This is a genomic window from Cupriavidus sp. KK10, from assembly GCF_018223725.1.
GTDB classification, from domain to species: domain Bacteria; phylum Pseudomonadota; class Gammaproteobacteria; order Burkholderiales; family Burkholderiaceae; genus Cupriavidus; species Cupriavidus necator.
This window is the reverse complement of the sequence record NZ_CP073677.1, coordinates 5,035,651-5,048,753: the sequence shown is the minus strand read 5'-3', so window position 1 is coordinate 5,048,753 and position 13,103 is coordinate 5,035,651. Positions and strand designations below refer to the sequence as shown.

Sequence of the window (13,103 nt, the reverse complement as noted above, 5' to 3'; positions counted from 1 at the left end):
CGGCGGCGCGCGCAGACGGCCGCCGTGGCATAGCCAGCATAAAGACAACACGCATAACACGAGGAATTCACAACCATGGCTATCGTTGACGTCAAGGTTCCGCAGCTCTCCGAATCGGTCGCCGAAGCGACCATGCTCAACTGGAAGAAGAAGCCGGGCGAGGCTGTTGCACAGGACGAAATCCTGATCGAGATTGAAACCGACAAGGTCGTGCTGGAAGTGCCGGCCCCGTCGGCAGGCGTCCTGTCGATTATCGTCAAGAACGACGGCGACACCGTCGTGGCCGATGAGATCATCGCGAAGATCGACACCGAAGCCACCGCTGGCGCCGCCGCACCGGCTGCTGCCGCTCCGGCACCTGCCGCCGCTGCCCCGGCACCGGCCGCTGCTGCCGCCGCTCCGGCAGCCGCAGGTGGTGTGGCGATGCCGTCGGCTGCCAAGCTGATGGCAGAAGCCGGCCTGTCGGCTGGCCAGGTTGCCGGCACCGGCAAGGACGGCCGCATCACCAAGGGTGACGCGCTGGCCGCTGCTGCTGCTCCGGCCGCCCCGGCCGCCAAGGCTGCTCCGGCTCCGGCCGCCGCCAAGCCGGCGCTGCAGCAGGTTTCGGCCCCGGTTGACTTCGCCGCGCTGGGCGACCGCCCGGAAGAGCGTGTGCCGATGAGCCGCCTGCGCGCCCGTATCGCCGAGCGCCTGCTGCAATCGCAATCGACCAACGCCATCCTCACCACCTTCAATGAAGTGAACATGAAGCCGGTGATGGACCTGCGCAACAAGTACAAGGACCGCTTCGAGAAGGAACACGGCGTCAAGCTGGGCTTCATGTCGTTCTTCGTCAAGGCCGCGGTGCACGCGCTGAAAAAGTTCCCGCTGATCAACGCTTCGATCGACGGCAACGACATCGTCTACCACGGCTACTTCGACATCGGCATCGCGGTGGGCTCGCCGCGCGGCCTGGTGGTGCCCATCCTGCGCAATGCCGACCAGATGAGCCTGGCCGACATCGAGAAGAAGATTGCCGAGTTCGGCGTCAAGGCCCGTGACGGCAAGCTGTCGCTGGAAGAACTGACCGGCGGTACGTTCTCGATCTCCAACGGCGGCGTGTTCGGCTCGATGCTGTCGACCCCGATCATCAACCCGCCGCAATCGGCCATCCTGGGCGTGCACGCCACCAAGGACCGCCCGGTGGTGGAAGACGGCCAGATCGTGATCCGCCCGATGAACTACCTGGCGATGTCGTATGACCACCGCATCATCGACGGCCGTGAAGCTGTCCTGGGCCTGGTCGCCATGAAGGACGCGCTGGAAGATCCGGCCCGCCTGCTGCTGGACCTGTAAAAAACGGTCCCCCCGCGCACGTCTGCCGTGCGCGGGGCGCGCTTCCCCCGTGATGAAGGCGCGCCGGCACAAGCTGTCGCCGGCGCCCACAAAGGAATTCCCATGAGCAAACAATTCGACGTGCTGGTGATCGGCGCCGGCCCCGGCGGCTACATTGCCGCCATCCGTGCCGGCCAGCTGGGCCTGAACGTGGCCTGCTGCGAAGGCAATCCGTATGACGATCCCAAGGGCGAAGCCCGCCTGGGCGGCACCTGCCTGAACGTGGGCTGCATCCCCTCCAAGGCGCTGCTGGCTTCCTCGGAAGAGTTCGAGAACGTCCAGCACCACCTGGGCGACCACGGCATCACCGTGGGCGACGTCAAGGTCGACGTGGCCAAGATGCTCAAGCGCAAGGACGACATCGTCGGCAAGATGACCAAGGGCATCGAGTTCCTGTTCCGCAAGAACAAGGTGACGCTGCTCAAGGGCTACGGCAAGTTCGTCGGCAAGACCGCCGAAGGCTTCCAGGTCGACGTTGCCGGTGAAGTCGTGACCGCCAAGCAGGTCATCATCGCCACTGGCTCGAAGGCTCGCCACCTGCCGGGCATCAAGGTCGACAACGACCTGGTCAGCGATAACGAGGGCGCGCTCAAGTTCCCCGCAGTGCCGAAGAAGCTGGGCGTGATCGGCGCCGGCGTGATCGGCCTGGAGCTGGGCTCGGTGTGGCGCCGCCTGGGTTCCGATGTGACCGTGCTGGAAGCGCTGCCCGCATTCCTGGGCGCCGCCGACGAAGGCGTGGCCAAGGAGGCGCAGAAGCAGCTGACCAAGCAGGGCCTGAAGTTCAGCCTCGGCGTGAACGTCAACGAAGTGACGACCAGCAAGAACGGCGTGACCGTCAAGTACACCGACAAAGACGGCAAGGCCCAGACCCTGGAAGTCGATCGCCTGATCGTGTCGGTCGGCCGCGTGCCCAATACCGACAACCTGGGCCTGGACGCCGTCGGCCTGGCCGCGGACCAGCGCGGCTTCATCGAGGTGGACGACCACTGCGCCACCAAGGTGCCGGGCCTGTGGGCCATCGGCGACGTGGTGCGCGGCCCGATGCTGGCGCACAAGGCCGAGGACGAAGGCGTGGCCGTGGCCGAGCGCATCGCCGGCCAGAAGCCGCACATCGACTACAACTGCGTTCCGTGGGTGATCTACACCTTCCCGGAAATCGCATGGGTAGGCAAGACCGAAGCCCAGCTCAAGGCCGAAGGCCGCGAGTACAAGGCCGGCCAGTTCCCGTTCATGGCCAACGGCCGTGCGCTGGGCATGGGCCACGCCGACGGCTTCGTCAAGATGCTGGCCGACGCCAAGACCGATGAGATCCTGGGCGTGCACATCGTCGCCGCCAACGCCTCGGACCTGATCGCCGAAGCCGTGGTGGCGATGGAGTTCAAGGCCGCCAGCGAGGATATCGGCCGCGTCTGCCATCCGCACCCGTCGATGTCGGAAGTCATGCGCGAAGCCGCGCTGGCCGTCGACAAGCGTCAGCTTAATATGTAAGGCGCATGCTTCGCATTGCCTGAGTACCGGCGCGCCGCATCCGCGGCGCGCCGTTTTCACTTGCGGCCCGTGCCGCAGGAACCCGTCAGCATGAACGTCACCGAGTACTACGAGAAGGAACTGAAGGAGCGCGGCTACCAGTCCGACGAAGCGCAATTGCGCGCCGTGGCCCGGCTGCAGCAGTGCTACGACGAATGGGTGGCCTACAAGAGCCGCCGCAACAATGCCCTGAAGAAGCTGCTGGTCCGTCCCGACGTGCCCAAGGGCGTCTACTTGTGGGGTGGGGTGGGGCGCGGCAAGTCCTTCCTGATGGACAGCTTCTATACCTGCGTGCCGGTGGTGCGCAAGACTCGGCTGCATTTCCACGAGTTCATGCGCGAGGTTCATCGCCAGCTCGAAGAGCTGCGCGGCCGTCCCGATCCGCTGGATGAGCTGGCCAAACGCATCGCGCGCCGCTTCCGGCTGATCTGCTTCGATGAGTTCCACGTCAGCGACGTCGCCGACGCGATGATCCTGCATCGCCTGCTGCAGCAGATGTTCGAGAACGGCGTGCAGTTCGTGATGACTTCCAACTACCGCCCGGACCTGCTGTATCCGGATGGCCTGCACCGAGACCGCGTGCTGCCGGCCATCGCGCTGCTGCAGCAGAAGCTCGACGTGCTCAACGTCGACGCTGGCATCGACTATCGCAAGCGCGCGCTGGAGCAGGTGCAGGCGTACCACACGCCGCTCGGCGCCAAGGCGAGTTCCGCGCTGCGCGACGCCTTCACCTCGATCGCTGGCGTGGCCGACGAGTCGCCGCTGCTGCATATCGAGCACCGCGAGCTGCGTGCGCTGCGCAAGGCCAACGGCGTGGTGTGGTTCGACTTTGCCACGCTGTGCGGCGGCCCGCGCTCGCAGAACGACTACCTGGAACTGGCGTCCCAGTTCCATACCGTGATCCTGTCCGACGTGCCGCGCATGACGCCGCGCATGTCGTCCGAGGCACGCCGCTTCACCTGGCTGATCGATGTCTTCTACGACCACAAGGTCAAGCTGCTGATGTCGGCGGAAGTGCCCGCGGACGAACTCTACACCGAAGGCCAGATGGCCAATGAGTTCCATCGGACCGTATCGCGCATCATCGAGATGCAATCGCGCGAATACCTGGAATCCGAGCGCCGCACCATGGATACCACGCTCACCTGAGCGTTGTTTTCCGGCCCGGCGCGACAATAGCCGGGCCGCATTGACCTATATCAAGGTCGATTCGAGGACCCGCATATACCCTCCATTGGGTAGAAAAAGGTCCCCATGTCGTCGCCCCCAGTCACCAGTCCTTCTGCCAGCTTGCTGGCACCGTACCCGCCGGCCGCGCTCCGTGACGCCGCGGGCCCGGGTGCGTCCGGCGCCGGTGCGCGGCTGGCCTGCTTCCATTGCGGCCTGCCTGTCACGGATACCGAGCCGCTTGCCGCCGAGCTGGACGGCAGCCGCCGGGTGTTCTGCTGCGGCGGTTGCCAGGCACTGGCGCAGACCCTCCATGCGGCCGGCTTTGCCCACCTGTATGGGGATGAAGCCCGCTTCGCCCGCCCCATCGACGACGACGCCCGGCGCGAGGCCGAGCCGATCTGGGCCGCCTACGACACTCCTGAGCTGCGCTCCCAGTTTGTCCGCCCGCTTGACGGCGGCCGCGCCGAGATCACGCTGGCGCCCGAGAACATCCGCTGCGCCGCCTGCGCGTGGCTGATCGAACAGCACCTGAGTCGCCAGCCGGGCGTGGAGTCCGCGGTCGCCAATGTCGCCACGCGGCGCGTGGTAGTGCGCTGGCGCGATGGCGCCCAGACGGTGGCGGGGTTGCTGGCCGCGCTGGCCGGCATCGGCTACATGGCCTGGCCGTTTGAGGTCTCGCGCACCGACCAGCAGGACCGCCGCGCGCGCCGCGGGCTGCTGATGCGCATGGCCGTGGCCATGCTGGGCATGATGCAGGTCATGATGTATGCGTGGCCGATCTACACCCATGAGGCCACCATCGACCCTGGCCAGCTTCAACTGATGCGCTGGGCCAGCTTCGCCCTGACGCTGCCGGTTGTGCTCTATGCCGCCTCGCCGATCTTTGCCGGTGCCTGGCGCAGCCTGCGCCAGCGCCATATGGGCATGGACGTGCCGGTGGCGATTGGCATCGGCGCCGGCTTCGCCGCCAGCGCGCTGGCCACGGTGCGCGGCGTGGGCGAGGTGTATTTCGATTCGGTGACGATGTTCGTCGCCTTCCTGCTGCTGGCCCGCTACCTGGAACTGCGCGTGCGCCAGGCCTCGCGCAGCGGCGCCGAGATGCTGGCGCGCCAGTTGCCGGCCACCTGCGAGCGGCTGGCCGCCACCGGTGCCGCCGGCGAGCGTGTCCCGGTCGCGCGCCTGCGCGCGGGCGATCTCATCCGCGTCAAGGCCGGCGAGATCGTTCCTGCCGATGGCGCGGTGGAGGCGGGCGCGAGCGAACTCGATGAATCCATGCTGACCGGCGAGAGCCGCCCGGTGCGCCGCGCCGCAGGCGAGACCGTGCTGGCCGGCAGCTTCAATACGGCAAGCCCGCTCGAACTGCGGATCACGCGCGTCGGCGCCGGCACCCGCCTGGCCGAGATCGTCGCCGTGCTGGACCGCGCGCTGGCTGAAAAGCCGCGCCTGGCCACGCTGGCCGACCGCGTCGCAGGCTGGTTCGTGGCGACGCTGCTGGTGCTGGCGGCGCTGACCGGGCTGGTGTGGGGCGTCTGGATTGATCCGTCGCGCGCCTTGCTGGTGACGATTGCAGTGTTGGTGGTCAGTTGCCCGTGCGCCTTGTCGCTGGCCACGCCGGCCGCACTGGCCGCGGCCGGTGCGGCGCTGTCGCGCCGCGGCGTGCTGCTGACACGCGGCCACGCGCTGGAGACGCTGGCGCGTGTCACCGACGTGGTACTCGACAAGACCGGCACGCTGACCGAAGGCCGCTTTGCCGTGGCCGCGGTCGAGCCGCTGGCTGACGCCGACCGGGTCCGATGCCTGGCACTGGCCGCCGCGATGGAGCGCGGTGGTGAACATCCGATCGCGCGCGCACTGGTGGCCGCGGCACAGGGCAGCGCCGGCATGCCGCTCCAGGTGTCCGACATGCGCAACATCCCGGGCCAGGGCCTCGAGGCGATCGTCGATGGCCGACGCCTGCGGCTTGGCCGCGCCGACTTTGTCGCGGCGCTGGGGCCCGACAGCGGCCAGGCGCCGGACACCGGGCGCAGCGACGCAGATCATCCTGGCGCCACCGTGGTGTGGCTGGGCGCGCCAGCGGGCCCGCTGGCGCGCTTCGTCCTGGCCGATGTCGAGCGGGCGCAGACGCCGCAGCTGCTCGCGCGGCTGCACGAACTGGGCGTGCGCTGCCACCTGGTATCGGGCGATCACGCCGATGCGGTCCACTGGTGGGCATCGCACTTCGGCATAGCTTGCGTGGCCGGCGCGGTCACCCCGGAAGGCAAGCGCGACTATGTAGCGCGGCTGCAGCAGGGCGGGGCGGTGGTGCTGGCCGTGGGCGATGGCATCAACGATGCGCCGGTGCTGGCGCAGGCCCAGGTGTCGATCGCCATCGGCAGCGGCGCGCCCCTGGCCCAGGCCGGCGCGGACGCGGTGCTGACGCACGGCGGCGTGGCCGAGATTGCCACCGCGTTGGCGGTGTCGCGCCAGACGCGCCGGGTGGTGCGCCAGAACCTGGGCTGGGCCTTCTTCTACAACGTGGTGGCCATCCCGCTCGCAGCGACGGGGCTGGTCACGGCCTGGATGGCCGGCATCGGCATGTCGTTGTCGTCGTTGCTGGTGGTGGCCAATGCCTGGCGCCTGCTGAGCGCCGGCAAGCCGCGGCACAAGGGAGTCTGACTGATGGAAACGCTTTACCTGCTGGTGCCGATGAGCCTGGTGCTTGTCGTGGTCATCGCGGGCGCGCTGTGGTGGGCCCTACATGCCGGGCAGTACGACGACCTGGACCGGCCCGCCGAATCGATCCTGCTGGACAACGACAAGCCCTGAACCCGCCGGGCGACGCGCCCTCCGACCGGGGCCCCGCACGCAGGTTCCATGCATGCCCTGAGCGACTTGATAAAGATCAACGCACACGCAGCATGGTTTTTCTAAAGTCACACTGTCAGTAGGTTTTTTCTCTTCTCTAAGCTTTGGGGGTCTGAATGGATGTCACTGCCGCGTCTTCACGCGTCGACACCTTCAATTACGGCGTCGTAAGACAGTTCGCTGTCATGACGGTAGTCTGGGGGATCGTCGGCATGGCCGTCGGCGTGCTGCTGGCAGCACAGCTGATCTGGCCCGAACTCAACTTCAACACACCCTGGCTGTCGTTTGGCCGGCTGCGGCCGCTGCATACCAATGCGGTGATCTTCGCCTTCGGCGGCAGCGCGCTGTTCGCGACCTCGTACTACGTGGTCCAGCGCACCTGCCAGGCGCGCCTGTTCTGCGGCCCGCTGGCCGCGTTCACGTTCTGGGGCTGGCAACTGGTCATCGTCGCCGCCGCCATCACGCTGCCGCTGGGGATCACCAGCTCCAAGGAATACGCCGAACTGGAATGGCCGATCGACCTGCTGATCACCGCGGTCTGGGTGGCCTACGCGATCGTGTTCTTCGGCACCATCGTCAAGCGCAAGACCCGGCATATCTACGTCGCCAACTGGTTCTTCGGCGCCTACATCCTGACCATCGCGCTGCTGCATATCGTCAACAACATCGAGATGCCGGTGTCGCTGTGGAAGTCCTACTCGGCCTATGCCGGCGTGCAGGACGCGATGATCCAGTGGTGGTACGGCCATAACGCCGTGGGCTTCTTCCTGACCACCAGCTTCCTGGGGATGATGTACTACTTCATTCCCAAGCAGGCCGAGCGCCCGATCTACTCCTACCGCCTGTCCATCGTTCACTTCTGGGCGCTGAACTTCACCTACATGTGGGCCGGCCCGCACCACCTTCAGTACACCGCGCTGCCGGACTGGGCGCAGTCGCTGGGCATGGTGTTCTCGCTGATCCTGCTGGCGCCGTCGTGGGGCGGCATGATCAACGGCATCATGACCCTGTCGGGGGCCTGGCACAAGCTGCGCACCGACCCCATCCTGAAGTTCCTGGTGGTGGCGCTGTCGTTCTACGGCATGGCCACGTTCGAAGGCTCGATGATGTCGATCAAGACCGTCAACGCGCTCTCGCACTACACGGACTGGACCATCGGGCACGTGCACTCGGGCGCGCTGGGCTGGGTCGCGATGATCTCGATCGGCTCGCTCTACTACCTGATCCCGCGCCTGTTCGGCGAGAAGCAGATGTACAGCGTCCGGCTGATCGAGTGGCACTTCTGGATCGCGACCATCGGCGTGGTGCTGTATATCGCCTCGATGTGGATCGCCGGGGTGATGGAAGGCCTGATGTGGCGTGCCACGCAGCCTGACGGCACGCTGACCTATGCCTTCGTCGAAGCGGTCAAGGCCAAGTACCCGTTCTACCTGATTCGCTTGCTGGGTGGCCTGTGCTTCCTGTCCGGCATGCTGCTGATGGCCTACAACGTGCTCAAGACCATCGTCGGCAAGCCCGCCGTGGATGCGCCGATCCCGGCCAGCATCCCTGCCTCTGCCCACTGATCAATCCAGGATAGAAAGATGTCCGACAAACAACGCTTCTTTTCCCACGAAACGCTGGAGAAGAACATCGGCTGGCTGATCATCTGCACGATCCTCGTGGTCAGCATTGCGGGTCTGGTCCAGATCGTGCCGCTGTTCTTCCAGCACTCCACCACCGAGCCGGATCCGGGCATCACCCCGTATTCGCCGCTGCGGCTGATGGGCCGCGATATCTATATCCGTGAAGGCTGCGTCGGCTGCCACTCGCAGCAGGTCCGCACGCTGCAGGCCGAGACCGAGCGCTACGGCCACTTCTCCACGGCGGGCGAGTCGGTCTACGACCACCCGTTCCTGTGGGGCTCCAAACGCACCGGTCCTGACCTGGCGCGCGTGGGCGGGCGCTACTCGGATGACTGGCAGCGTATCCACCTGCGCAATCCGCGCGATGTGGTGCCGGAATCGGTGATGCCATCGTACCCGTGGCTGGAAAAGGCCGAGCTGCCCACCAACGATATCCAGGCCCGCATGCACGCGCTGGTGCGCCTGGGCGTGCCGTACACGGATGCCGAGATCGCCAAGGCACCGGACGAGCTCAAGGGCAAGACCGAAGAAGATGCGCTGGTTGCCTACCTGCAAGGCCTGGGCACCAACCGCCGCAACGTCCGCGTGGATTCCGCCGCGGCCGCGGCACCCAAGGAGTAAGCCATGGCCATGATCACTGCCTTTGCGACCGTCGTGTCGATGGTCGTCTTCCTGGGGATCTGCTGGTGGGCCTGGTCCGCCGGCCGGCAGGCCGCCAACCGGGAATCCGCCATGCTGCCGTTCGCGCTGCCTGACGAAACTACGACAACATCGAGCCGGAACACCTAGCCATGAGCGATTTCATTTCCGAATTCTGGAGTTATTACATTGCCGCCATCGCGCTCGTCGGCATCGTCTGGTGCGTGTGGCTGCTGTTCTCGCAACGCAAGGTCACCAAGACCGCCGGCGGCACTGAAGACACCGGCCATGTCTGGGACGGTGACCTGCGCGAGCTGAACAACCCGCTGCCGCGCTGGTGGATGTGGATGTTCCTGCTGGCCTGCATCTTCAGCCTGGCCTACCTGGTGCTGTACCCGGGGCTGGGTTCGTATGCCGGCGTGCTGAAGTTCTCCACGCAGGGCGAACTTGCCGCGCACCGCGCGGCGCAGGAGAAGATGCAGAACGAGATCTACGCCAAGTACCTGAAGATGGACGTCAAGCAGGTGGCGGCGGATCCGCAGGCGCGCGAGATCGGCCAGCGCCTGTTCCTGAACTACTGCGCACAGTGCCATGGTTCGGACGCGCGCGGCAGCCGCGGCTTCCCGAACCTGACGGACAACGACTGGCTCTATGGCGGCGAACCCGACACCATCCAGCAGACCATCACCAAGGGCCGCAATGGCGTGATGCCGCCGTTTGCCGCGACCATCGACGCCAAGCAGGCGGGCGACGTGGCGCAATACGTGCGCTCGCTGTCGGGGCTGTCGTCGGACCCGATCCGTGCGTCGCGTGGCGAGGGCACCTTCAAGACGACCTGCGTGGCATGCCACGGCGCCGGCGGCAAGGGCAACCAGGCGCTCGGTGCGCCCAACCTGTCGGACAACGTCTGGCTGTATGGCAGCTCGGAAGGCAGCATCGTCGACGCCATCCTGAAGGGCCACAACAACAAAATGCCCGCGCATGAGGAGATCCTGACGCCTGAACGCATCCGGATGCTGACGGCCTATATCTGGGGTTTGTCCAACATCGGGAGTGGAGCCGGGCAATGACCGACGACTCATGTGAGCGGGCGCTGGTGGCTCGCGGGAGAGCATGCCCATGAATGCACCCGGGACCGAAGAAATGGCCCGGGCGGCCGACCTGCAACGGTCGGCCGCTGCGCCGGGCGAGACCTCTGACGAAACGCTCTACGAGGTCCGCCGCAAAATCTACCCGCGCTCGGTGACGGGCGCCTTCTCCAGCTGGCGGGTCTGGCTGGTGATCCTGACCCAGCTGATCTACTACGGCACGCCCTGGCTCCAATGGAACGGCCGCCAGGCCGTGCTGTTCGACCTTGGCGCGCGCAAGTTCTACATCTTCGGGCTGGTGCTGTGGCCACAGGATGTGATCTACCTGGCGGTGCTGCTGGTGATCTCGGCGCTGGCGCTGTTCCTGTTCACGGCGATCGCGGGGCGGCTGTTCTGCGGCTATGCCTGTCCGCAGACGGTCTATACCGAGATCTTCATGTGGATCGAGCGGCGGGTCGAAGGCGACCGCATCGCCCGCATCCGGCTCGATGGCGATCCGTGGAGCCTGCGCAAGTTCCGTCTCAAGGCGACCAAGCACTTCCTGTGGGTGCTGATTGCGCTCTGGACCGGCTTTACCTTCATCGGCTATTTCGCGCCGATCCGCCGTCTGGGCGGCGAGGTGCTCAGCCTGTCGCTGGGGCCGTGGCAGTCGTTCTGGATGCTGTTTTACGCGTTCGCCACCTGGGGCAATGCGGGCTTCATGCGCGAGCAGGTGTGCAAGTACATGTGCCCGTATGCGCGCTTCCAGAGCGTGATGGTGGATCGCGATACCTATGTCGTGACCTACGACGTCGGCCGCGGCGAGCCGCGCGGCAGCCGGTCGCGCAAGACCGATCACTACAAGGCGGGGCTTGGCGACTGCGTCAACTGCAGCATCTGCGTACAGGTGTGCCCGACAGGCATCGATATCCGCGACGGCCTGCAGTACGAGTGCATCGGCTGCGGCGCCTGCATCGACGCCTGCAACCAGGTCATGGACAAGATGGACTATCCGCGCGGCCTGATCCGGTATACCTCGGAAAACGCGATGCGCAAGGCCTTGTCCGCAGCGGCATCGCGCAAGCGCCTGCTGCGTCCGCGCGTCATCATCTATTCCGTGATCTGGGTGGTGCTGCTGGGCGGCTTCATGGCGTCGATCGCGCTGCGCACGCCGCTGAAGGTCGACATCATCCGCGACCGTGGTGCGCTCGGCCGTGAAGTGGAAGGCCGCTGGATCGAGAACGTCTATCGCCTGCAGCTGATCAACACCACCGAAGCGCCGATGAAGATCAGCGTGCGCGCCGACAGCGACGAGCTGAAGAACCTGAAGGTGGAGTACGACAAGCAGGCCGAATCGTTGGCGCCGACGTCCAACCGGTTGCTGCCGATCCGGATCCGCGTGCCGATCGAGGCCGCGGCGCGGGGCACGCACAAGATCAACGTGACAGTGACGAGCGAAGGCACGGAGCGGGGGCAGGCCGAAATCCGGCAATCCACCAGTTTCATCGTGCCGCGCGATTTGTGAAGCTAGGCAGACGCGGACTTAGTCGTCAAGATGAAGGGGGCAAGATGAGTCAGCAAGGCAATCCGTGGTGGAAGGAGCCGTGGCCGTGGCTATTGATGAGCGGCCCGCTGGTGGCGATGGTGGCGTGCGGCGTGACGATCTGGCTGGCGTCCACGCATCCGGACATGCCGGTGCAGGGTGCAACGCGCCATGGCCTGGTGGTGGAGAAGGCCGATGCCGCGCCGCCCAAGGCTGCCGCAGCGAGGCAGCCATGAGGTTGCGCTGGCTGATGTGGGTACTCTGGCCGGCGTTCCTGATGGCTGGCTTTGCGACCGCGACGGTGTTTTCGGTGGTGGATCCCGGTGACCTGAACTTCTTCGGCCAGCCGATCGAAGCGTCCCGCGAATCGGTCTACACCATCGGCTTCCTGATGGCCTGGGTGTTCTGCGCGTTGTCCAGCGGACTGACGCTCTACACCATGCCGACGCGGCTCAGCGATACCGACGAACTGGAATGAGCGGACTGGCGTGAGGTCTGCGCTGCCATGGCCGGATGCGGCACTGGCAGCGCTTGGCCGCTTAGCAGGAGCGGCTGTAGAGTTGCTTGATGCCGTCGATGTCCACCAGCTTGACGTGGCGCTGGCGAATCTGGATCAGGCCGGCTTCGGCAAAGCGAGAGAACAGGCGGCTGACGGTTTCGAGCTTCAGGCCCAGGTAGCTGCCGATTTCTTCGCGGCTCATGCGCATCACGAACTCGGACGCCGAATAGCCGCGCGCCGACAGGCGCTCAGAGAGGTTGATCAGGAAGGCGGCAAGGCGTTCCTCGGCGCGCATCGAGCCCAGCGTGACCAGCATCAGCTGGTCGTGCGTGATTTCCTTGCCCATCAGGCGCAGGAACTGCTGCTGCAGCGATGGCAGGTCGACCGAGAGGGACTGCAGTTCGCTCATGCGGACCACGCAGACTTCGGTATCTTCCAGGGCGGCGGCATCGGAGGCATGCTGCATCTCGCCCAGCCCGTCGAGACCGACGATTTCGCCGGGCAGGTGGAAGCCGGTAATCTGCGAGCGGCCGTCTTCAGTGGTGACGTGGGTCTTGAGCGTGCCAAAGCGCACGGCGTAGACCGCGGTGAGCGGATCGCCCATGCGATACAAGGTTTCACCCTTGTGCACGCGGATGCGTTCCTGTACCAGCGTGTCCATCTTGGCGAGGTCTTGCTGCGACATGCCGACCGGAAGGCACAGCTGCCCCATTGCACAGGTGGAGCAGCGGGGCGACATCTCGGTAATGGGAATGGAGGTGAGCAATTGGAACCTGCTAGAAATGGCAGCGAGGGCGCGATTAGGACATTTTACC

Annotated in this window: 13 protein-coding genes; 12 read left to right on the top strand and 1 reads right to left on the bottom strand. The window is 65.9% G+C overall.

Features of this window, described 5'->3' with window-relative positions:
• The first annotated feature begins 75 nt into the window (after positions 1-75).
• The 12 genes from odhB to KB879_RS23470 all read left to right on the top strand — a co-directional run bounded on the left by odhB (position 76) and on the right by KB879_RS23470 (position 12,267).
• Positions 76-1,335, top strand: coding sequence for a 2-oxoglutarate dehydrogenase complex dihydrolipoyllysine-residue succinyltransferase (gene odhB, locus KB879_RS23525; protein ID WP_013957186.1), 1,260 nt, complete (start codon positions 76-78; stop codon positions 1,333-1,335).
• Between the two features lie 102 nt (positions 1,336-1,437).
• Complete coding sequence (gene lpdA, locus KB879_RS23520; RefSeq protein ID WP_153953623.1) at positions 1,438-2,862, top strand: dihydrolipoyl dehydrogenase; 1,425 nt, start codon at positions 1,438-1,440, stop codon at positions 2,860-2,862.
• 90 nt (positions 2,863-2,952) lie between these two features.
• On the top strand, positions 2,953-4,050 hold the full coding sequence (gene zapE, locus KB879_RS23515; RefSeq protein WP_013957184.1) for a cell division protein ZapE: 1,098 nt from the start codon (positions 2,953-2,955) through the stop codon (positions 4,048-4,050).
• A 105-nt stretch (positions 4,051-4,155) separates the two neighbouring features.
• On the top strand, positions 4,156-6,726 hold the full coding sequence (locus tag KB879_RS23510; protein WP_153953622.1) for a heavy metal translocating P-type ATPase: 2,571 nt from the start codon (positions 4,156-4,158) through the stop codon (positions 6,724-6,726).
• Between the two features lie 3 nt (positions 6,727-6,729).
• On the top strand, positions 6,730-6,876 hold the full coding sequence (gene ccoS, locus KB879_RS23505; protein ID WP_010809469.1) for a cbb3-type cytochrome oxidase assembly protein CcoS: 147 nt from the start codon (positions 6,730-6,732) through the stop codon (positions 6,874-6,876).
• 155 nt (positions 6,877-7,031) lie between these two features.
• Entirely contained in the window at positions 7,032-8,480 is a 1,449-nt protein-coding gene (gene ccoN / locus KB879_RS23500; RefSeq protein WP_013957182.1) for a cytochrome-c oxidase, cbb3-type subunit I, read from the top strand.
• Positions 8,481-8,498: 18 nt separating this feature from the next.
• On the top strand, positions 8,499-9,161 hold the full coding sequence (ccoO, locus tag KB879_RS23495) for a cytochrome-c oxidase, cbb3-type subunit II (protein WP_013957181.1): 663 nt from the start codon (positions 8,499-8,501) through the stop codon (positions 9,159-9,161).
• Between the two features lie 3 nt (positions 9,162-9,164).
• On the top strand, positions 9,165-9,329 hold the full coding sequence (locus KB879_RS23490; RefSeq protein WP_013957180.1) for a cytochrome oxidase: 165 nt from the start codon (positions 9,165-9,167) through the stop codon (positions 9,327-9,329).
• A gap of 2 nt (positions 9,330-9,331) precedes the next feature.
• Entirely contained in the window at positions 9,332-10,249 is a 918-nt protein-coding gene (ccoP, locus tag KB879_RS23485) for a cytochrome-c oxidase, cbb3-type subunit III (protein ID WP_211979868.1), read from the top strand.
• A 73-nt stretch (positions 10,250-10,322) separates the two neighbouring features.
• The gene (ccoG, locus tag KB879_RS23480; RefSeq protein WP_249221344.1) at positions 10,323-11,771 is read left to right on the top strand and encodes a cytochrome c oxidase accessory protein CcoG; all 1,449 of its coding nucleotides are present in this window, start codon (positions 10,323-10,325) and stop codon (positions 11,769-11,771) included.
• Positions 11,772-11,815: 44 nt separating this feature from the next.
• The gene (locus tag KB879_RS23475; protein ID WP_013957177.1) at positions 11,816-12,025 is read left to right on the top strand and encodes a membrane protein; all 210 of its coding nucleotides are present in this window, start codon (positions 11,816-11,818) and stop codon (positions 12,023-12,025) included.
• Positions 12,022-12,267: a hypothetical protein gene (locus KB879_RS23470; protein WP_013957176.1), complete on the top strand. Its 246-nt coding sequence runs from the start codon at positions 12,022-12,024 to the stop codon at positions 12,265-12,267. The genes KB879_RS23475 and KB879_RS23470 overlap by 4 nt, the downstream gene beginning before the upstream one ends.
• A gap of 61 nt (positions 12,268-12,328) precedes the next feature.
• Here KB879_RS23470 and fnr read toward each other — a convergent pair whose 3' ends face one another.
• Positions 12,329-13,054 (bottom strand): fumarate/nitrate reduction transcriptional regulator Fnr, encoded by a 726-nt coding sequence (fnr, locus tag KB879_RS23465; protein WP_013957175.1) that lies wholly within the window; start codon positions 13,052-13,054, stop codon positions 12,329-12,331.
• Positions 13,055-13,103 lie beyond the last annotated feature (49 nt).